Raw genomic sequence first — 19,696 nt, forward strand, 5'->3', positions numbered from 1 at the left:
TCGGGTTACCGTCGACCCGTGCTGTTCTCCGAGGTGGTCGCGACATCGGACGCCGTGCGGTCGAACGCGTCGCGCAAGGCGAAGATCGCCGCGCTCGCCCGGTCGCTCGCGGCGGCCGGCGCCGACGAGCTGCCGGCGGTCGTGGCGTGGCTCTCCGGTGATACCACCCAGGACCGGCTCGGCACCGGGTGGCGCACCCTGCTAGGGATCGACGTGCCGCCCGCCGCCACACCCGGGCTCGCGATCGGCGCGGTCGAGGCCGTGCTCGACGAACTCGCCGACACTGCCGGGCCGGGATCGGTCGCCCGGCGGCGCGAACTGCTGGAAGGGTTGATGGCGGCCGCCACCACCGCCGAACGGGACTTCCTGATCCGGCTGCTCACCGGCGAGCTGCGCCAGGGTGCCTCGGCCGCGCTGGTCGGCGACGCGGTCGCGCTCGCGGCGGGCGTGCCGGTCGAGCTGGTCCGCCGGGCCCTCATGCTGTCGGGCCGGCTGCCGGTGACGGCCCGGGCCGCGTTGACCGGCGGGGCGGCGGCGCTGGCGGAATTCCGGCTGGAGGTCGGGCGCCCGCTGCAGCCCATGCTCGCCACGCCCGGCGGCACGCTCGACGAGGCCATGGCCGAATTCGACGGTGCGGTCAGCCTGGAACAGAAGCTCGACGGCGCCCGCATCCAGGTGCATCGCGCCGGAGAACGAGTGTGGGTGTTCACCCGCACGCTGCGCGATATCACCGCCACGGTGCCGGAGCTGGTGGAACTGGTCGCGGGCCTGCCGTGCAGCAGCGTGGTGCTCGACGGGGAGACACTCGCGCTCACCGACGCCGGCCGGCCCCGCCCGTTCCAGGAGACGATGAGCCGCTTCGCCCTCGACCCGGCTCTGGTTGCGGCACAACCGAAGTCGGCCCGCGACCTGCTGCTGCACCCGTTCTTCTTCGATTGCCTGCACCTCGACGGCACCGACCTGCTGGACGCGCCGCTCGCCGAGCGGCGGGCCGCGCTCGAAACGGTGGCCGGGCCGCACTGCATCCCGGTGCTGCAGCGCCCCGGCCCCACGGCCGCCGCGGACTACGTCGCGGCCACCCTGCGTGCCGGGCACGAGGGGGTCATGGTCAAGTCGCTGTCCGCGCCCTATGCCGCCGGACGCCGGGGCCGGGCCTGGTTGAAGCTGAAGCCGACCCACACGCTCGACCTGATCGTGCTGGGCGCGGAATGGGGGTACGGGCGCCGGACCGGGTACTTGTCGAATCTGCACCTGGGCGCCCGCGACCCCGACGGTGGTCCGCCGATCATGGTGGGCAAGACGTTCAAGGGCCTGACCGACGCGCTGCTGCGCTGGCAGACCACGGAATTCCCCGCCCACGAGCGGGCCCGCGACGCGCACGCGGTGTACCTGCGGCCGGAGTTGGTCGTCGAGATCGCGCTGGACGGGGTGCAGGTCAGCACCCGCTATCCGGGCGGCGCCGCGCTGCGGTTCGCCCGGGTGATCCGGTACCGGCCGGACAAGACGGCCGCCGACGCGGACACCATCGATGCCGTGCGGGCCTTGCTGCCGGGCGTCGGGTGAGCCCGGCCCGTGCGGAATGCCGGGCGGCAGCTCGATCGACGTGCGGTCGGGTAGCGATTCGCCCGTTCTCCGGTGGTATCGCGCGCGTTGTCGAGGTCATCGGTAACGCGGCGCGGCTTGCCGGCGGTATGAAGGGTGCGACCTGATGTGCGCCGGGGTGATTTGCCAGGTGATTCACAGGTTTATCGGCAGCGCACCCTCAGCCTGACAGGGCAGTATTTGTAGTGCCGGTTTCGACTGGTGCGGATCAACTGCCCTGATCCGTGATTCCTTGGCTGCCGGCGGCGTTGGTCCCTCGCCCGCGTCGCCGGCCACCCCGGGGTCAAGGCTCCCGATGTCCGGACAGATCCGGTAACCGGCAACGGCCCGTCGCCACCTCGCTCGCGAGATCCTCGTACGCCACCGCCAGTTCGGTGAGCCGCCGCCACGCGTCGTGCGTCATCCACTGCGGCAGATTCGCCAGCGTGTAATAGGCCAGCGAGGAGAACTGCGCCATCCGATCGATAACGGTGCCCACCGTCTCGGTGTGCATGCGGGTCGCGCCGTCGGCGGGCGGCGATTCCGCGGCGACCCACCGATCGATATCGTGCACCAGTTCGGCGCGTTCGTTGTCCACCGACCGGGTCGAGTCGGGCGCGGCGAGGCGGCGCTCGTGCAGCTCGGTGAGCCGAGCCGCGCAGCGCAGGACGAACTGGTCGCCGTGCAGCGTGCCCCGGCAGGCGTCCAGGAGAAGATCTTTGGGCGGAAGCGATTCCACGCGCGCCATCCTGCACTCTCAATATCTCTGATCGGCAACGGCATTCGAATCGACACGCCGACCTCGGTGTTTCGACCGAATCGAGCCGGTTCGTGTGGGCGCGAGCGAGTCTTCGGCAACAACTTCGGGTGGGTTCGCCGGGCCGGATCGCGGTATGTTCGCGCATGCCGTGGTACTCGAAGAGGGTCTGGGAAATGCTCCGGGGCCTGCGACTGGGAGTGTGGTTGCCGTGATCCTCACCGTGACAATGAATCCGGCGTACGACCTCACCTATCGGTTGCCGGAGCTGGTGCGCGGCCGCGAACATCGGGTGCTGTCGGTCGAGCAGCGCATCGGCGGCAAGGGACTCAATGTCACCCGCGTGCTCAATCAACTCGGAAAATATTCCCGGGCAACCGGATTCGCCGACCACGCGTTCGCGGCCGCGGCCGAGCAGGAATTGCCGGTCGATTTCGTGACCGTACTGCCGTGGGTGCGCCGGACCGTGGTGATCAGCGAATCCGACGACGCCACCGCCACCGCGCTGCGGGAACCCGGCCCGCGGGTGAGCGAACCGCAGGCGGCGGTGCAGCAGTTGCGGATCCGGGTACAGGGCCTGCTGCCCGACACCCGCGGCTTGGTGGTGTCGGGATCGCTGCCGGCCGGGGTGAGCCCGGCGGTGCCGGCGGATCTGGCCCGGATGGCGCTCGCGGTCGACATCCCGGTGGTGTGCGATGTGTCCGGGCGCGCACTGGAATTGGCTGCCGAGGTGCCCGGCGTGGTGCTGATGACCGATCGCGACGAGCTGATCGCGCTCACCGGCGCCGATGTCACCACGGCGGCCGAGGTCGAGAACGCGGTACTTCCGCTGCTGGCGGCCGGGGTGCGCGCGATCCTGGTGAGTCTGGGTGCCGCCGGGACCGTGCTGGCCACCGCCGCCGGCTGCTGGTCGGCTCGGCTGCCCGAACCGGTCCCCGGCAACCAGGCCGGTACGGGTGAGGCGGCCGCGGCCGCGATGATCAGCATGCTGTCCGAGACGGCGGAACCGGAGTGGCCGGACCTGCTGACCGACGCGGTGGCGACCGCCGCTGCGGCCCTGGTGATTCCGGTGGCCGGGGAGATCGACCGGTCGGTGCTGCGCCGGACCCGGCCGCTGGTTGAGATCACCGGGCCGGCCGCCGCGGTCGGTGACGGGTCGGCGTGTAGCGCGCAGGCCTGAGCCCGGTTCCCGATCCGGACCAATCCGACACGCCGAGCGTGTCTGCGCGTTGTCCCAGTTCCGGCAGCGTGTCGCGGTACAGTGCGGCCACCTGCCGCGGCCTGCGGCGCGGGTGCTCGCTGCGCACTGGACATGGGAGAACCGATGGCGGACAAGGGACGGTGGGGCAAACGGCGGCCGGAGACCGGCGTCGCCGTCGAGGGTCTGTTCACGATGCCGATGTCGGTGCGCGCGGCCCAGCTGATCGCGGTGGCCATGGCGATCATCGGCGTGTTCTGCACCGCCGCCGCCGGCTGGCTCTTCGGCTCCCATTCGGCCCTGCTGACCGCCGGCGGGTTCGTGCCGGCCTGGCTGCTGGGCTGCCTGGCCCTGGTGTTCGGCGGGATCGGGGAGATGGTCCGGATGGCGGGGGTGTGGTTGGCGATGATCCAGCTGGTGTGGACCGTTCCGTCCATCATGGCCGGCCGCCCGCCGGGCTGGCTGGGCCCGGTCGGTGCCCTCGCGCTGATCGTGCTGTTGACCCGCCGTTCGGCGCGCGTGTGGTTCGAGCCGCAGTTCCGCTGACCCGATTCGTAATGCCGCCGCAACCGGTGCCTTCTACTGTGAGCCCATGACAGTGGACACCGGTGGCGGCACGGGAATCCAGGTCGCCGGACTCGGCAAGACCTTCAAGTCCGGCCGGCACACCGTGCCCGCCCTCGACGGGGTGGATCTGCACACCGAACAGGGCGCCTTCCTGTCCCTGCTCGGCCCGTCCGGGTGCGGGAAGTCGACAGTGCTGCGAATCCTGGCCGGGCTGGAAGAGCCGAGCGAGGGGGCCGCGTCGATCAACGGCTGCACACCCGCGGAACTGCGGCGCGGCCACGAATTCGGGATCGCCTTCCAGGACCCGGCGCTGTTGCCTTGGCGCAGTGTGGAATCCAATATCAAGCTGCCGCTGCAGGTGGCGGGACTGCCCGCCGACCCGCGGCAGATCGCCGACCTGATCGAGCTGGTCGGCCTGCGCGGCTTCGAGAAGGCGAAACCGGCCCAGCTGTCCGGCGGGATGCGGCAGCGCGTGGCGATCGCCCGCGCCCTGGTCGTGAAGCCGGCGGTGCTGCTGCTCGACGAGCCGTTCGGCGCGCTCGACGATATGACCCGGCAGCGGCTCAACCTGGAACTGTTGCGGATCTGGACGGAGAAACCGGCCACCACCCTGATGGTCACGCACGGCATCGCCGAAGCGGTGTTCCTGTCCGACGTGGTCGCGGTGATGAGCCCGCGGCCCGGCCGGGTGGTGGAGACGGTGACCATCGACCTGCCGCGGCCGCGGACACCGGAGATGATGCGGTCGCCGGAGTTCCATCGCATCTGCGACTACCTGTCCGAGCTGCTGTTCGGGCGCGCCGGCACCGGCGGGATCGAAGCCGCGGCGGAGGCGCTCGACGAGGCCGAGAGCGCGGAGCAGCCGCAATGAGGCGGTTCGGCGGTGGCATCGGGGTGCTCGCACTGCTCGGGGTGTGGTGGATCCTGGCGGCGCTGCACGCCGCCGGCGGCACGATCCCCACCCCCTGGACCGTGCTGCACACCATGTACACCGACGGCTGGGCGCTGTACGGGCCGAACTTCCGGATCACCGCGCAGGGGGCCCTGCAGGGATTCCTGTGGGGGAACGCGCTGGCGATCGTGCTCGCGGTACTGGTCGTGCTGATCCCGCCGATCGAAGCGCTGGCCACCCAGCTGGCGATCCTCAGTTACTGCACGCCGCTGCTCGCGCTCGGCCCGATCATCCTGGTGGTGTTCGGCGGCCGCACCCCCACGGTGTTCCTGGCGGCCATGTACTGCTTCTTCACCACCATGGTCGGGACGGTCAGCGGGTTGCGGTCCGCCGACCGGACCAGCCTCGACCTGGTGCGCGCCTACGGCGGCGGGCGCTGGCAGCAGCTGCGCCGGGTCCAGGCGATCGCGGCGCTGCCGAATACGTTGGCGGCGTTGAAGATCGCGGCACCATCGGCGGTTCTGGGCGCGATCATCGGCGAGTATCTGGGCGGGGTCGACTCCGGGATCGGGGTGGCGCTGACCGCCGCGCAGAATTCCTACAATGTGCCGCGGACCTGGGGGATGGCGCTCGCGGCGGCGGCCCTGGCCGGACTCGGCTACGCGGTCGTGGCGGTGGTGGCCCGGCTGCTGCGGCCCCTGACCGGAGTGGAGGCCCGCGCATGACCACCCTGCGCCGGATCGGCAGATTCCTGCTGCCACTGGTCATCTCGCTGCTACTGATCCTGGTGATCTGGTACGCGTTCCTGGCGGCGTTCCCGCAGGTGGGTCCCCGGGTCGGGCAGACACCGGCGGACGTGTGGGCGTACCTGTTCACCGGCGACGAGTCCGCCGCGGCCCGGCAGGCGCTGTTCGGTGATCTGGGTACGACCATGCGGGACGCGGCCGGCGGTTTCGTCGCCGGTCTGCTGGCGGCGCTGGTCGCGGCGGCGTTCTTCGTGACGGTGCCGCCCGTCGAGCACGCGTTGCTGCCGGTGGCGATGCTGTTGCGCTCGGTGCCGCTGGTCGCGCTGGCGCCGATCATCGTGCTGGTGTTCGGGCGCGGGGTGACCGGTGTGGTGGTGATGGCCGCGATCGTGGTGTTCTTCCCGGCGCTGGTCATGATCTCCACCGGGCTGCGCGGGGCGCCCGCGCAATCGATGGAACTCGTTGCCGCCTATGGTGGTTCGCGCTGGACCCGGCTGCGGCTGGTGGCCGTACCGGCCGCCCTGCCATCGGTGTTCGCCGCTGCGCGGATCTCCGTGCCGGGCGCGCTGATCGGTGCCCTGCTGGGCGAATGGCTGGGCAGCGGAACGGGTTTGGGTGCCGCCCTGATCCGCGCCATCCCGCAGTTCGAGTACGAGCAGCTGTGGGCGTCGATCGTGGTGGTCACCGTGGTGTCGGTGGCGCTGTACGCGGTGGTCGGGGTGATCGAGAACCTGGTGCTGGCCCGGTTCGGCGCGGACGCCGGATGACGGTCACTTGCCCAGCGGGGCCTGCTTCCAGTACTGGTCCAGGATCTCCTGACCGCTGGTGGCGGTGTTGGAGGAGAAGGTCAGCACGAACCGGTCCCGGTCCGGGTCGGACGGGAAGCCCTGGTACAGGACGCCGCTGGAGGATGTGCGGGCGCTGAAGTCGGTCAGTGCTCCCGGCACCAGGAGCGTCTGGGGTCCGGACAGGCTGGGGTTCGAGGCGGTGGTCCGCTGTATCCCCTGGTACGTCTCGGCCCGCGCCAGGTAGGCCTGGGCGTCGGCGGGGGTCTGGAACTCGTAGATCTCGATAGTCAGCGTGATACCGCTGGTCTGGCAGTAGATCGCGGTCTCGATATTCACCTGTCCGGGACCGGAAGTCCGCTCGCAGTACGTTCCGTGCCAGCCGGTGCCTTTGTTTTTCGCCGAGATCAGGTGTGGAAACGCGTGGACGAGGGGTCGTTCCTGGACGTCCCAGTCCGACAGCGACATGTCCTGGATGCGTTGCCAGTTGAGCGCTGCTGCCGTGACGGCGGCACCGGCAATCGCCAGGAGAGCGACCAGCGTGACCGCGATCCAGCGGCCGGTCCGCCGCGGGCGACGGGGCCGGGCGGACGCGATCGGACCCGGGGCGGGATACCCGTAGGCCGGATACGGCGGGGCGGAACCTCGGTCCGGTCGATACGGCGCTCCGGGGCCGGGAGCGGCCAGATGCGGTGCTGCGGTGCCCGGTGCGGCCTGATGCGGCGCGGGGGCCGCCGGATACGGCGTGACCGCGGCCGGTGCGGGCTCGTACACGACCGTCGGCGCAGCGCGGATGGGTAGTGGAACAGGTTGCCCCGCAAAGGCATTCGATACCGCCACCGCGAAATCCGCGCAGGACGCGAACCGGTCCTCGGCCTGCTTGGCCATGGCCCGCGCCAGAACGGCGTCCAGGGCCGGGGGCAGGCCCGGGCGCAGTGCGGTGATCGGTGGTGGCGGCGTGCTGAGATGCCCGGCGATCACCCGCGCCGGATTGGCATCCTCGAACGGTGATCGTCCGGTCAGCAGCGCGAAAAGGGTGCAGGCCAGCGAATACTGGTCGCTGCGATGGTCGACGGTGTAGCTCGCCAGTTGTTCCGGGGACGCGTACGCGATTGTCGCCGTGACGGTTCCGGTGCTGGTGAGATGGGCGTCGGAATTCGTCAGGCGCGCGATCCCGAAGTCGGTGAGATACGAACGCTCGCCGTGGCCGCCGCTCGGCGCGGCGAGCAACAGGTTGGCGGGCTTCACATCCCGGTGCAGGACGCCACGGCTGTGCGCATAGTCGAGGGCGGCGGCGGTTTCGGTGACGATCCGCACGGCTCGCTCCGGTGTGACGGTGCGCGGATCGAGCCGGGCCGCGTCGGTTCCGGGCACGAAGCGCATCGAGATCCACAACCGGTCCCCGTCGCGACCGCGGTCGTACACATCGACGATGTTCGGATGATCCAGCCGCGCAACCAGATCGGCTTCCTGCTCGAAGCGGCGGCGCAGTTCGCCGTCAGTGCTGATGTCGTGGTTCAGCAGTTTGAGCGCTACCTGTCGCGGCAGCCGGGGATGCTGGGCCAGATAGACCGACCCCATACCGCCGGCGCCGAGCACGGCGTCGATGCGATAGCCCGCGAACGATTCCCCGATCCCCAGCTGTGCCACAACCCCTCCGATCCTCCCCGTGCGCGCCGAGCATACGGGAGAGCGTGGAGGCGCGATTCGGCGCAGCGACACGCCGGGGGGCGGCAATGGCCGATTTCGGCCGGTTCGCGCCGGTGTTTACCCAATGCACACATGCGGGAGCGGTAAAGCGCGGTATCCGCAATGCGAACGCTTTACATTTCGGACATGACACGCATGAACCACCTCATGTCGGCAAACCGGTCCACCTCCTTCGACCGCCGGTCCTTTCTGCGGTACACCGCCGTCGCGGGCGCGGCGGCCGGTGCCGCCGGGCTGGTGGCCGCGTGCGGGAGCGGGGGGTCCGGTGGCGGGAACAACGGGTCCACGCCGGACGGCTCGAAATTCGGGACGGTCGGCATCCAGCTGTCGTGGCTGAAGAACATCGAATTCGCCGGTGAGTACTTCGCCGACAGCAAGGGCTACTACCGCGACGCCGGATTCGGGCACGTGAACCTGATCGCGGGTGGCGCGGCGAGCACCTCGGTGGAGGCGGGCCTGGACACCGGCAAGATCTGGCTGGGCATGTCCGCGCCGCAGACCACGGCACCGGCCGTGCTGAAGGGGCTGCCCGCCAAGATCGTGGCCACCACCTATCAGAAGAACCCGTTCGCCATCGTGAGTTCCGCCGCGAAGCCGATCAATTCGCCGCAGGACATGAAGGGCCGCAAGATCGGTGTGCAGGACACCAATCAGCTGATCTTCAAGGCGCTGCTGGCCGCGAACGGGATGAAGCCCTCCGATGTGCAGATCGTGCCGGCTCAGTACGACCCCACCCCGCTGGCCAACGGCGAGGTGGACGGGTGGGCCTCCTATGTCACCAACGAACCGATCACGCTGGCGGCCAAGGGTTTCCGGACCGCGAACTTCCTGTTCGCGGACTTCGGGCTGCCGCTGCTGGCCGAGACCCTCACCGTGCGGCAGCAGACGATCGACAACGAGCGGGACAAGCTGAAGGCGTTCCTGGCCGCCGAGATCAAGGGCTGGAAGGACGCCTACGCCGACCCCGCCGAGGGTGCGCGGCTGGCGGTCGAGGTCTACGGCAAGGATCAGCGCCTCGAACTCGCCGAACAGACGCAGGAAGCCGTGGCGCAGAACGATCTGCTGGTGTCGGCCGATACCAAGGCCAACGGATTCCTCAGTGTCACAGACGATCTGATCGCACAGAACATCGAGGCGCTGGCGAAGGCGGACATCAAGATCTCCGCCGACAAGCTGTTCGACCTGTCGGTGCTGCGCGAGGTGTACCAGGAACACCCGGAACTGAAGAGCTGAACGGGAATTCGTGCCCGCCCGGCCCGAGTGGAGTCCACCGGGCCGGGCGGGCAGCGTGATTCAGGCGACCGCGGCCCGCGGATACACCGCCTGGCGGGTGCGGGATGCCAGCAGGTCGGCGGCGACCACGATGGCGATCTCCGGCGCGGTGGCGGCGCCGAGGGCGCGCGGGTCCGGCGCGTTCAGGCGGGCCAGGGTGCGGGCGTCGAAGCCGCCGGCTTCCAGCGCGTCGTCGCGCTGGCGGCGGGCCGTCGTCGAACTCAGTGCGGCCAGGTAACCCAGCTCGGGGAGGCCCAGAGCCACGGTCAGCAGCGGGATCTCGAAGCTCGGGTCCAGGCCGATGGTGATGATCGCGGTATTGCTGTCGATCTCGTCGGCGGCGGAGAGCGCGTTGAGGTAGCGGTGCGGCCAGTCGGTGACCACCTCCACGCCGGGGAACGCGGCCTGGCCGACCTCGTGCGCGTCGCACACGGTGACCCGGTAGCCGAGTAGTCGGCCCTGCACCGCGAGGGCGGCCGACACGGTGTTGGCGCCGAAGATGATCAGGCGCGGGGCGGCGGCGTAGGAGGCGACGAAGATATCCGATTCGGGCAGCGTCACCAGTTCGGTGTTGTGCTTGCGATCGGTGACCACGTGCTGGCCGATCACTTCCGGATCGTTGTGCCACACCACGGTGAACACGGTGACCCGGCGGTTGGCGGCGACCTCCTCGGCGACCTCCCGGAACGCGGCGAAGTCGGTGCGCGAGAACGGTTCCACGAAGACGTCGATGGTGCCGGCGCCGGGCTCGGCCGGCATGTCCGGTGCCGGGTCGAACCGCAGCAGCTCGCGGCGGCCGGTGCGGGCGGCCTGCAGGGTCGCCTCGTAGACGGCGTGTTCGTAGGCGGAGTCGCAGACGACGCCGTGGGCCAGACCCTGTGGGTCGACCAGCATGGCCGAACCTATGGGAACCGAACTCGTTCCATGTGTGCGCACGAGGGTTGCCAGCCCACCGATTTGGCCGCTTTCCCATACATGTAACAACGGCTCGAGAATGTCACGCATCACATAAAACTCCGATCACCGCGCGTGCTGCCCGGGTAGTCGCGGTCGTACCCGGTCGCGAGGTCGTCGCACGTAACGGCCACCATATCCGTTCTCGCGGCAAGAAAGGTACGGGCGCCTACATCATTTTGCGTAGATTTAAGAATCGGAGACCATTCGGTCTTCGATAGCAAAACCGGATGACCGGGCTGACCGTGGAAAACCGCACGAGCCAGACCGCTGGGCGCGTTTCTAGCTACCCCCAACACCCGCGCGACCACATCCGCGCCGACGTCCGGGGTGTCCACCGGAAGGATAGCCGCGTACCCCACGGGATCGTTTGCCGCGGCAAGGATTCCGGCCCGCAGCGAGGCCGAGAGGCCCACCGCCCAATCCGCTGCCCACACCGGCCGGGCACCCGGCGGCAGGGCGATATCGGGTTTGCGGGAGATGAGCCAGCCGCCGCCGGGAGCGGGTTGCGCGGGACCGGTCGCGCCGAGCACCACGTAAACCGGTGCGCAACCTCCGTCGCGCAGCGCGGACACCGCGGACCGCAGCCAGGCCCCGTTCTCGGCGAGCACCTTCGGCCGGCCGTAGCGGGTTCCCGCACCCCCGGCCAACAGAATTCCGGCGCAACCGTCGTCCATGGGCGCGAGGGTAGTCGCAGGCCGGGGTGGTTTCAGGAGCCGGAGGTCACGGCCTCGGGTCGCCGTGATCTCGGCCGCAACGCTGGCCACGCGGTCGCGAGACGGCAATGCTGGGGCAGATGACGATCCTCGATCTCCCCACCTTCCACACCCTGCCCGACGCCGAGGCGGCACGGGCGCTGCAGTCGTGCTGCGCGGCCCCCGGGTGGGTGCGGGCGCTGACCGCGGGTCGGCCGTATCGGCGGGTGTCCGATCTGCTCGCGGTGTCCGACGCCGAGGTCGCGGCAATGTCCGATCTCGATCTGGATGTCGCCATGGCCGCGCACCCCCGCATCGGTGCGCCGCCGGAGGAAGGCGCCGCGGCGCTCGAACAGGCGGGGGTCGCCACGGCCGGCGACGACGTGCGGGCCGCGCTGGACGCGTGGAACCGCGAGTACGAGGCCGCCTTCGGGCACGTCTATCTGGTCTGTGCGTCCGGTCGTTCGGCGGCGGAGATGCTGGACGACCTCATGGCCCGGATGCGCAACACCCCCGAGGCCGAACGAGCCGTCGTGCGAGGCGAACTCGCCAAGATCAACCGAATCCGCTTGCGGCGCCTGTTCGCCGCCGAGGAGGCCCAGTGACCACTCTGAGCACCCACGTCCTGGACACGACCCGCGGCCTGCCCGCCGCGGGTGTGGCGGTTGTACTGACCGACGCGGCCGGCACGATCCTGGGCACCGCGGTGACCGACGCCGACGGCCGAATCGCCGCTCTGGGTGACGAACTGCCGCCCGGCGTGTACCGGTTGCGCTTCGACACCGGCGCCTGTTTCGCGGAGACGTTCTACCCGGAGGTGGTGATCACGTTCACGCTGGACCGGGCGCCGCACTGTCACGTGCCGCTGCTGCTGTCGCCGTTCGGGTATTCCACCTACCGGGGCAGCTGACCGATCCGGAATGCTCCCGGCGCCGAACATCATCCGGGAGGATTTCCGGCAGCGCAGCCCACGGTCGCGTGGGTGCTGCGCGGGACTCGTCCTCACGCCCGGACACCTCGATCGTGCCACGACGATCGAAGTGGTTCCGGGCGTGCGTTTTTCAGGCGAAGAGCCCCTGCATGAACGGGATCGAGTCGCGCAGTGACATGTTCACCGTGCCGCTGTGATCGGTCGGGTAGGTGCGGACCGTGACCGGCTCCCGCGCAGCGGTGAGAGTGGCTGCGAAACGCAGGGTTTCGGGGGTGACGACGTCGATGTCGAACAGGCCCTGGCCCAGGAACAGCGGCCGGTCGTAGCCGGACTCGGGCAGGCCCAGGTAGTTGTGCAGCAGCGCATGGGAATCGGGCAGGCTGCTGATCGGGCGGGCCAGCACGTCACCCAGCACCACGTGCTCGGCCACCAGTTGTTCGGCGAACGGGCCGATGCACGAGCTCTCGGCGCGGTCCACCCAGGCGCGTCCGGCGTCGGTCAGGTAGGAGTCGATGTCGAGGTCCGGATACGACGTGCGCAGGCCGGCCAGGATGTAGAGCACGTAGGCGGTGGTGTCGCCGCCGAGCGCGATCGGCGGCATGCCGGGTCCGCCGAGCTGCAGCGCGTCCTCGATGTAGGCCGGGGTGCCGGTCGCGACCGCGCCGCGGTAGTCGAGGCCGGGGCCGCCCAACTCGGTCGCGTAGCGCGCGGTGAACACCGCGGCGCCGCCGCCCTGGGACTGGCCGACGACCGCCCACCGGCGCGAGAGCGTGTCGTAGTGGCTGGTGGCGGCCCGCACGGCGTCGACCACGTTGTGGGCCTCGACCATGCCGTTCAGGTACGGGTGTTCGCCGTCGGTGCCCAGGCCCGCGTAGTCGGCGGCCACGATCGCGTAGCCCTGTCCGAGCCACGAGTCCAGGTAGGCCCAGTCGCGGCCGACCTCGGCCGGGCCGGCCACGCTGTAGGCGCACTGGTCGCCGAGGCCGATGGTGCCGTGGGCCCAGGCCAGGACGGGCCAGCCGCCGGCCGGCGGCTGGCCGGGCGGGAAGTAGACCGCGGCGCTGGCTTGGGTCGGCGCGTCACCGACGGTGGTGGTCGAGTAGAAGAACCGTTCGGAATCGACCGCGCTCGGCGGGGTCGCGACCGGCGCCAGCGGCTCGGCCGAGGCGAAGACGCCGGCTTCGCCGGTCGGCGCGGCGGTGGCGGTGGGCAGCAGGGGCGAGCAGAGTGCCACCGCGCACGCGGCGATGCCGATGAAGGTCCTGCGCAAGGACTGCTCCTCGTGGCCGGGCGCACCGGATGGAGGATCGGCCTCGCGGGTGCGCGGAGGGTCGCGACGGATCGGCTGTGATCCGTCGTCCAGGGTGGGTCCAGTATGTCCGGCCGGGTCCGATTCCGGGGGAACCTCGGTGGTGCCGAACACATTCGAATTGTGAAGGTCCTCACACCCGGCGTGGCGTATCGCCGAAAGGGCCGGGGGTGGGTCGTTCAGTAAACAGTACGAGCGTTACGCTAAAGCCCAGGTCAGCGCTACTCTTCAGTAGTTTTCCTGCGTGCAATCTGAGCGCAAATTTTGCAGAATTAGCAGACGCGGCTCGCAAACTAGCTGAGATTCACATAAGCAACAGGTAGACGGCACTTTTCTCGTGTGCCATCGTGTTGAAGTACACCCCAAGGGCCTAGCAACCCTGCAAATTGCCGCTCCAGCAGAGTTCGGACCTACCGACGGCGGTTGACTGCACTTTCCGAGCAGCCAGCAGTCCCGGTCCGAGCTTGGGGCACGACCACAGAGGAAGTGGAGACAGAGATGTCGAACGTCGGCACCCCGAGGACCGCTGCGGAGATCCAGAAGGACTGGGACACCAACCCGCGCTGGAAGGGCATCACCCGCGACTACACCGCCGAGCAGGTCGTGAAGCTGCAGGGCTCCGTCGTCGAGGAGCACACCCTCGCCCGTCGTGGCGCCGAGATCCTCTGGGAGGGCGTGAACGGCGACGGCTACATCAACGCCCTGGGTGCCCTCACCGGCAACATGGCGGTCCAGCAGGTCCGCGCCGGCCTGAAGGCCATCTACCTGTCCGGTTGGCAGGTCGCCGGTGACGCGAACCTCTCCGGCCACACCTACCCCGACCAGTCGCTGTACCCGGCCAACTCGGTGCCGGCCGTCGTGCGCCGCATCAACAACGCGCTGCTGCGCGCCGACGAGATCGCCGCGGTCGAGGGCGACACCTCGGTCGACAACTGGCTGGTCCCGATCGTCGCCGACGGTGAGGCCGGCTTCGGTGGCGCGCTGAACGTCTACGAGCTGCAGAAGGCCATGATCGCCGCGGGTGCCGCCGGTACCCACTGGGAGGACCAGCTGGCCTCGGAGAAGAAGTGCGGCCACCTCGGTGGCAAGGTGCTGATCCCCACCCAGCAGCACATCCGCACCCTGACCTCGGCCCGTCTGGCCGCCGACGTCGCCAACACCCCCACCGTGGTCATCGCGCGTACCGACGCCGAGGCCGCCACCCTGATCACCTCCGACGTGGACGACCGCGACAAGCAGTTCGTCACCGGTGAGCGCACCGCCGAGGGCTTCTACCACGTGCAGAAGGGCATCGAGCCCTGCATCGCGCGTGCCAAGGCCTACGCGCCCTACGCCGACATGATCTGGATGGAGACCGGTGTTCCGGACCTCGAGGTCGCTCGCAAGTTCGCCGAGGCCGTCAAGGCCGACTTCCCGGACCAGCTGCTGAGCTACAACTGCTCGCCGTCGTTCAACTGGAAGTCGCACCTGGACGACGCCACCATCGCGAAGTTCCAGCGCGAGCTGGGCGCCATGGGCTTCAAGTTCCAGTTCATCACCCTGGCCGGCTTCCACGCCCTCAACTACTCCATGTTCGACCTGGCCTACGGCTACGCCCGCGAGGGCATGACCGCCTACGTCGACCTGCAGGAGCGCGAGTTCGCGGCCGAGGCCCGTGGCTACACCGCCACCAAGCACCAGCGTGAGGTCGGTGCCGGCTACTTCGACACCATCGCCACCACCGTCGACCCCAACACCAGCACCGCTGCGCTGAAGGGTTCGACCGAAGAGGGTCAGTTCCACTGATCCCGGGGTTGCGGGTGCCTCGACCGGCGCCCGCATCCGGTCGGAATCGCGAGGTTCCGATGTGACCGAATGAGACGGTCACCGCATAACGTGTAGACCGTCGACGGTTGCCTTCGGGCGCCGTCGGCGGTCTCCGTGCATAAGAGCAGATGAACGAATGCCGAGGATGACGCGATCATCCGAGGCGCCAACCGATTTCGCGGGATCCGGGGTAATCCACCCGGGGACGACCGAAATAGGTCCGGCATCCAAAAGCGGGCGCGGGTGCCGGACTTCAACGGCAATCAGCCGTCCGCAAAAATCGCGGAGAGGCGGGACAGTGAGCGAGAAGATTCAGCGCGTCGGCATCATCGGCGCCGGACAGATGGGCGCCGGGATCGCGGAGGTGTGCGCGCGGGCGCACGTCGACGTACTCGTTTTCGAACAGTCGCGGGAGCTGGCGGCAGCCGGCCGCGCTCGCATCCTGCGGTCGCTCGACCGCGGTGTGTCCAGCGGCAAGATCACCGAGCGCGAGCGGGAGCAGACCGCGTGGCGGCTCCGGTTCACCTCCGACCTGGGCGATTTCGCCGACCGGCAGCTGGTCGTCGAGGCCGTGCTGGAGAGCGAGGAGGTCAAGACCGCGATCTTCGCCGAGCTCGACAAGATCGTCACCGACCCGCAGGCCGTGCTGGCCTCCAACACCTCGTCCATCCCGATCATGAAGATCGCCGTGGCCACCGAGAACCCGGAACGGGTCGTGGGCATGCACTTCTTCAACCCGGTGCCGGTGCTGCCGCTGGTCGAGCTGATCACCACCCTCAAGACCAGCGAGACCGTCGCCAAGCGCGCCGAGTCCTTCGCCGCCGACGTGCTCGGCAAGCAGGTCGTGCGTTCCGCCGACCGCTCCGGTTTCGTGGTGAACGCGCTGCTCGTGCCCTACCTGCTGTCCGCGATCCGCATGGTCGAATCCGGTTTCGCCACCAAGGAAGACGTCGACAAGGCCATGGTGCTGGGCTGTGCGCACCCGATGGGCCCGCTCGCCCTCACCGACCTGGTCGGCCTGGACACGGTGAAATCGATCGCCGACTCCATGTACACCGAGTTCAAGGAGCCGCTGTACTCGGCGCCGCCGCTGCTGCTGCGCATGGTCGAGGCGGGGCTGCTCGGCAAGAAGTCCGGCGCAGGCTTCTACCAGTACTAGGCTCCCCCGCCTCTCCGCGTTTTTTGCGGGTGGCTGGGAGCCGTGGATGATCGGGCAGCCGTGGCGGCGGTGGGGTGCCGTTACCTACTTTGGGCGTCCCCGGTGAGTTACCCGGCCCGCACGAGATCAGTTGTCACGATCGGCAGCCTGTGGTTGCCGGTGTGACGGGCTTTGCGGGCCAGGTGGTGGTCGGGGTTGTCCTGGTCCTCAACTGACACGATGGGATGTGCGGCCGTGTGCATCGTGTCGGCTGTGGAGTGTTTCCAGGCATAAGCTGCAGTCAGGTCGTAACCGACCGGGCAGTGTGGAAGGGAGTTTCCCTCATGGTCAATGTCGCCGACGGATTCGGGTCGAGCATTCTCGGCTATCCGCGGATCGGGCACCATCGCGAGCTCAAGCGCGCGCTGGAGGCATACTGGCACGGGACGCTGTCCCGCGACGAGCTGGTAGCCGTAGGCCGCGAGATCCAGGAGACCCAGTTCAGTGAACTGGCGGCCACCGGTCTGACCCAGGTACCGGGCAACACCTTCTCCTTCTACGACCATGTCCTCGACAACGCGCTGCTGTTCGGTGCCGTGCCGAGCCGGTTCGAGCCGTTCCGCGAGGGCATGGACCCGCTCGACTTCTACTTCCTGATGGCGCGCGGCAACCCGGATCTGCCGCCGTTGGAGTTGGTGCGCCTGCTGGGCACCAACTACCACTACCGTCAGCCCGAGCTCGAGGCCGACACCGAGTTCTCGCTGCACCCCGAGGCCCTGCTCGACGAGTGGGACCGGGCGCGGGAGCGCGGGATCGAGCTGCGGCCGGTCATGCTGGGCCCGGTGTCGCTGCTGTTGCTGTCCAAGGCCGGCAACGTGCCCGGTGAGACGCCGTTCGACCGGCTGTCGCTGCTGGACAAACTGCTGCCGGTGTACGAGGAGCTGTTCGAGATCCTGGCCAAGCGCGGGTCGACCTGCGTGCAGCTGGACGAGCCGTGCTTCACCGCCGAACGCACCCCGCGGGAACTGGCGGCCTTCGCGGCCGCCTATCAGCGGCTGTCGACCGCGCCGCTGCGCCCGCGCATCCTGGTCACCGGTCAGTACGGCAATTTCGGTGAGGCTCTGCGCATTCTGGCCGCCTCGCAGGTGGAGGCGATCGGGCTCGACCTGACCGCGTACCGGATCTCGCCCGAGGAACTGGCCGAGATCCCGGGTATCCGCCGCAAGCGGCTGTACGCGGGGGTCATCAGCGGCACCAACGTGTGGCGCGCCGACCGCTATGTGACGCTGCAGTACCTGGATTCGCTGTCGAAGGTGTGCCCGGACATGGTGGTGTCCACCGGTACCACGCTGCTGCACGTGCCCTACGACCTGCTCGTGGAGTACGAACTCGACGGCCATGTGGCCGACCGCCTCGCCTTCGCGAAACAGAAGGTGCTGGAAGTGGTTTCGCTGGCGAAAGCGCTGACCGAGGGCCCGTCCGAGAAGTGGCGCAAGCGGCCCACTTCCGTGCACTTCAAGCAGAAACACGCGGTGCGGCAACGGGTCTACGCGCTCACCCCGCAGATGCGCGAGCGCGAGCCCTACGCGGAACGCCGCCTCGCGCAGCAGGCCGCGCTGCCGCTGCCGCCGGTCCCGGCCACCACGCTCGGTTCGTTCCCGCAGACCGACGCGGCCCGGCAGGCCCGCTACGACCACGAGCAGGGACGGCTCTCGGATGCCGAGTACCGCAAGCGGATCGAGTCCGAGATCGAGGCCACGATCCGGCTGCAGGAGGACATCGGCCTCGACGTGCTGGTGCACGGCGAGCACGAACGCAACGACATGGTGCAGTTCTTCGCCGAACAGCTGGACGGATTCGCCACCACCCACTTCGGCTGGGTGCAGGCCTACGGTTCGCGCTGTGTGCGGCCGCCGATCCTCTACGGCGACGTGGAGCGGCCGGCGCCGATGTCGGTGTCCTGGGTGACCTTCGCCCAATCGCTCACCGACAAGCCGGTGAAGGGCATCGTGACCGGGCCGGTCACCATGGTGGCGCGTTCGTTCGTGCGCCAGGACCAGCCGCTGTACGAGACCGCCGACCAGGTGGCGCTGGCCGTGCGGGACGAGGTCGCGGATCTGGAGAAGGCCGGGGTGCGCATCATCCAGGTCGACGAGCCGGCCATCCGGGAGCTGCTGCCGCTGCGCCCCGACGGGCGCTCGGAGTACCTGCGGTGGGCGGTCAACGCGTTCAAACTGGCCACCTCGGGTGTGCGGCCGGAAACCCAGATCCACACGCACATCGCCTATTCCGCGCTCGCCGAGATCGTCGCCGCGATCGAGGAACTCGACGCCGACGTGACCGCGATCGTCGCCACACGTTCGATCGAATGGGTGGTGGACGCCCTGCAACACGACGCCCGCGAGGGCCACGGCCTATCGCACGGTGTGGGTCCCGGTGTGTACGAGAGCCGTTCGGCCCGCATCCCCGATATCGACGAGTTCGACGAACTGCTCAGTGCGGCAGCCACGGTGATCTCGCCGGACCGGTTGTGGGCCAACCCGGACGGTGGGTTGAAGACCAGGCACTACTGGCAGCTCGACCCGTCACTGCGGAACATGGTCGCGGCGGCGCGGCGCGTGCGGCGCCGGGCCGTGGCGGCCGAAACGGGCGCCGCGGCGGTGTGATTCGGCCGGAGTCGGCGGTACTCTCGGCCGGGTGTTCGAGAACGACCGTGTCGCAGCGGCTTACGACGATCTTGCCGAGCTCTATGCCGAATTCACGCTCGATGCGTTGACGGCCAGGCCGTTCGACCGGGTGTTGATCGATGCCTTCGCCGAGCTGGCGGCCGGGACGGGGCTGCCGGTGGTCGATGCGGGGTGCGGGCCGGGGTACGTGACCGCGCATCTGGCCGGGCTCGGATTGGCCGTGTCCGGGGTGGACATCTCCGCGGAGCTGCTGGCCATCGCGCGCGGTCGTTACCCGGACCTGCGGTTCGAGCAGAAATCGTGGGACGCGCTGGACGCCGGGACGGGTGAGCTCGGTGGTGTGCTGGCGTGGTATTCGCTGATCCACACCGCGCCGGAGCGAATTCCGTTGGCACTGGAGGAGTTTCATCGGGTGTTGGCGCCCGGTGGCGCGTTTCTGACCGGATTCCAGGCGGCCGACCCGGGGCACGACGTGCAGCCGTTCGATCACCGGGTGACGCTCGCATACCGTTGGGCGCCTGAGCATTTCGCGACAGTGGTCGCAGCGGCGGGGTTCCGGGTCGTGGCGGTGGTCACCTGCCCGGAGGCCCCGGGTCTGCGCTTCCCGCAGGGGTATGTGCTCGCGGCCAAAGCGGAAGATCGCACCGCTGACTGATTGCCTCGGTTCG

At 69.3% G+C, this 19,696-nt stretch carries 18 protein-coding genes; 13 read left to right on the plus strand and 5 right to left on the minus strand.

Annotated features, from left to right (window positions below; all coding sequences use genetic code 11):
- The first annotated feature begins 18 nt into the window (after positions 1 to 18).
- On the plus strand, positions 19 to 1,563 hold the full coding sequence (locus EBN03_RS19280) for an ATP-dependent DNA ligase (RefSeq protein ID WP_122189480.1): 1,545 nt from the start codon (positions 19 to 21) through the stop codon (positions 1,561 to 1,563).
- A gap of 322 nt (positions 1,564 to 1,885) precedes the next feature.
- Here the strand turns inward: EBN03_RS19280 and EBN03_RS19285 are convergent, their stop codons facing one another.
- The gene (locus EBN03_RS19285) at positions 1,886 to 2,320 is read right to left on the minus strand and encodes a DUF4254 domain-containing protein (RefSeq protein ID WP_122189681.1); all 435 of its coding nucleotides are present in this window, start codon (positions 2,318 to 2,320) and stop codon (positions 1,886 to 1,888) included.
- 229 nt (positions 2,321 to 2,549) lie between these two features.
- On the opposite strand from EBN03_RS19285, the gene EBN03_RS19290 reads away from it, so the two are divergent.
- The 5 genes from EBN03_RS19290 to EBN03_RS19310 all read left to right on the plus strand — a co-directional run bounded on the left by EBN03_RS19290 (position 2,550) and on the right by EBN03_RS19310 (position 6,508).
- A complete protein-coding gene (locus tag EBN03_RS19290) occupies positions 2,550 to 3,518 on the plus strand; it encodes a hexose kinase (RefSeq protein ID WP_233608467.1) in 969 nt (322 codons plus the stop codon).
- Between the two features lie 144 nt (positions 3,519 to 3,662).
- Positions 3,663 to 4,082 (plus strand): hypothetical protein, encoded by a 420-nt coding sequence (locus tag EBN03_RS19295; RefSeq protein WP_147471640.1) that lies wholly within the window; start codon positions 3,663 to 3,665, stop codon positions 4,080 to 4,082.
- Positions 4,083 to 4,128: 46 nt separating this feature from the next.
- Positions 4,129 to 4,974 carry an ABC transporter ATP-binding protein gene (locus tag EBN03_RS19300; RefSeq protein WP_122189482.1) on the plus strand — a complete coding sequence of 282 codons (846 nt, stop codon included), beginning with the start codon at positions 4,129 to 4,131 and terminating at the stop codon, positions 4,972 to 4,974.
- The gene (locus EBN03_RS19305; protein WP_122189483.1) at positions 4,971 to 5,720 is read left to right on the plus strand and encodes an ABC transporter permease; all 750 of its coding nucleotides are present in this window, start codon (positions 4,971 to 4,973) and stop codon (positions 5,718 to 5,720) included. Before EBN03_RS19300 ends, EBN03_RS19305 begins: the two co-directional genes overlap by 4 nt.
- A complete protein-coding gene (locus EBN03_RS19310; protein ID WP_122189484.1) occupies positions 5,717 to 6,508 on the plus strand; it encodes an ABC transporter permease in 792 nt (263 codons plus the stop codon). The genes EBN03_RS19305 and EBN03_RS19310 overlap by 4 nt, the downstream gene beginning before the upstream one ends.
- A gap of 3 nt (positions 6,509 to 6,511) precedes the next feature.
- On the opposite strand, the gene EBN03_RS19315 is transcribed toward EBN03_RS19310, so the two are convergent.
- Entirely contained in the window at positions 6,512 to 8,176 is a 1,665-nt protein-coding gene (locus EBN03_RS19315) for a serine/threonine-protein kinase (protein ID WP_267899298.1), read from the minus strand.
- Positions 8,177 to 8,362: 186 nt separating this feature from the next.
- On the opposite strand from EBN03_RS19315, the gene EBN03_RS19320 reads away from it, so the two are divergent.
- A complete protein-coding gene (locus tag EBN03_RS19320; protein ID WP_407671179.1) occupies positions 8,363 to 9,469 on the plus strand; it encodes an ABC transporter substrate-binding protein in 1,107 nt (368 codons plus the stop codon).
- A 60-nt stretch (positions 9,470 to 9,529) separates the two neighbouring features.
- Here EBN03_RS19320 and EBN03_RS19325 read toward each other — a convergent pair whose 3' ends face one another.
- The gene (locus tag EBN03_RS19325) at positions 9,530 to 10,513 is read right to left on the minus strand and encodes an XdhC family protein (protein ID WP_122189486.1); all 984 of its coding nucleotides are present in this window, start codon (positions 10,511 to 10,513) and stop codon (positions 9,530 to 9,532) included.
- Positions 10,513 to 11,139, minus strand: coding sequence for a nucleotidyltransferase family protein (locus tag EBN03_RS19330; RefSeq protein ID WP_122189684.1), 627 nt, complete (start codon positions 11,137 to 11,139; stop codon positions 10,513 to 10,515). Before EBN03_RS19330 ends, EBN03_RS19325 begins: the two co-directional genes overlap by 1 nt.
- 119 nt (positions 11,140 to 11,258) lie before the next feature.
- Here EBN03_RS19330 and uraD point away from each other — a divergent pair, with 119 nt between their 5' ends.
- Together uraD and uraH are read left to right on the plus strand one after the other, a co-directional pair.
- Complete coding sequence (uraD, locus tag EBN03_RS19335; protein ID WP_122189685.1) at positions 11,259 to 11,762, plus strand: 2-oxo-4-hydroxy-4-carboxy-5-ureidoimidazoline decarboxylase; 504 nt, start codon at positions 11,259 to 11,261, stop codon at positions 11,760 to 11,762.
- Positions 11,759 to 12,067 (plus strand): hydroxyisourate hydrolase, encoded by a 309-nt coding sequence (gene uraH / locus EBN03_RS19340; RefSeq protein ID WP_122189487.1) that lies wholly within the window; start codon positions 11,759 to 11,761, stop codon positions 12,065 to 12,067. Before uraD ends, uraH begins: the two co-directional genes overlap by 4 nt.
- A gap of 151 nt (positions 12,068 to 12,218) precedes the next feature.
- Here uraH and EBN03_RS19345 read toward each other — a convergent pair whose 3' ends face one another.
- Entirely contained in the window at positions 12,219 to 13,358 is a 1,140-nt protein-coding gene (locus EBN03_RS19345; RefSeq protein ID WP_122189686.1) for an alpha/beta hydrolase, read from the minus strand.
- 537 nt (positions 13,359 to 13,895) lie between these two features.
- Between EBN03_RS19345 and aceA the strand changes: the two genes are divergently transcribed.
- From aceA to EBN03_RS19365, 4 genes are all read left to right on the plus strand, one after another.
- Positions 13,896 to 15,182: an isocitrate lyase gene (gene aceA, locus EBN03_RS19350; RefSeq protein ID WP_122189687.1), complete on the plus strand. Its 1,287-nt coding sequence runs from the start codon at positions 13,896 to 13,898 to the stop codon at positions 15,180 to 15,182.
- Between the two features lie 319 nt (positions 15,183 to 15,501).
- Positions 15,502 to 16,362, plus strand: coding sequence for a 3-hydroxybutyryl-CoA dehydrogenase (locus tag EBN03_RS19355; protein WP_122189488.1), 861 nt, complete (start codon positions 15,502 to 15,504; stop codon positions 16,360 to 16,362).
- 323 nt (positions 16,363 to 16,685) lie between these two features.
- Positions 16,686 to 19,007 (plus strand): 5-methyltetrahydropteroyltriglutamate--homocysteine S-methyltransferase, encoded by a 2,322-nt coding sequence (metE, locus tag EBN03_RS19360; protein WP_122189489.1) that lies wholly within the window; start codon positions 16,686 to 16,688, stop codon positions 19,005 to 19,007.
- A gap of 31 nt (positions 19,008 to 19,038) precedes the next feature.
- Positions 19,039 to 19,683 carry a class I SAM-dependent DNA methyltransferase gene (locus tag EBN03_RS19365; RefSeq protein WP_122189490.1) on the plus strand — a complete coding sequence of 215 codons (645 nt, stop codon included), beginning with the start codon at positions 19,039 to 19,041 and terminating at the stop codon, positions 19,681 to 19,683.
- Positions 19,684 to 19,696 lie beyond the last annotated feature (13 nt).

Origin of the sequence: Nocardia stercoris, assembly GCF_003696265.1 — a bacterium.
GTDB classification, from domain to species: Bacteria; Actinomycetota; Actinomycetes; order Mycobacteriales; family Mycobacteriaceae; genus Nocardia; species Nocardia stercoris.

Coding starts and splice junctions, on each gene's coding strand:
- EBN03_RS19295 (WP_147471640.1), top strand. CDS start 3,663: ATGGCGGACAAGGGACGGTGGGGCAAACGGCGGCCGGAGACCGGCGTC.
- EBN03_RS19300 (WP_122189482.1), top strand. CDS start 4,129: ATGACAGTGGACACCGGTGGCGGCACGGGAATCCAGGTCGCCGGACTC.
- EBN03_RS19305 (WP_122189483.1), top strand. CDS start 4,971: ATGAGGCGGTTCGGCGGTGGCATCGGGGTGCTCGCACTGCTCGGGGTG.
- EBN03_RS19310 (WP_122189484.1), top strand. CDS start 5,717: ATGACCACCCTGCGCCGGATCGGCAGATTCCTGCTGCCACTGGTCATC.
- EBN03_RS19320 (WP_407671179.1), top strand. CDS start 8,363: ATGACACGCATGAACCACCTCATGTCGGCAAACCGGTCCACCTCCTTC.
- EBN03_RS19325 (WP_122189486.1), bottom strand. CDS start 10,513: ATGCGTGACATTCTCGAGCCGTTGTTACATGTATGGGAAAGCGGCCAA.
- EBN03_RS19330 (WP_122189684.1), bottom strand. CDS start 11,139: ATGGACGACGGTTGCGCCGGAATTCTGTTGGCCGGGGGTGCGGGAACC.
- uraD (WP_122189685.1), top strand. CDS start 11,259: ATGACGATCCTCGATCTCCCCACCTTCCACACCCTGCCCGACGCCGAG.
- aceA (WP_122189687.1), top strand. CDS start 13,896: ATGTCGAACGTCGGCACCCCGAGGACCGCTGCGGAGATCCAGAAGGAC.
- metE (WP_122189489.1), top strand. CDS start 16,686: ATGGTCAATGTCGCCGACGGATTCGGGTCGAGCATTCTCGGCTATCCG.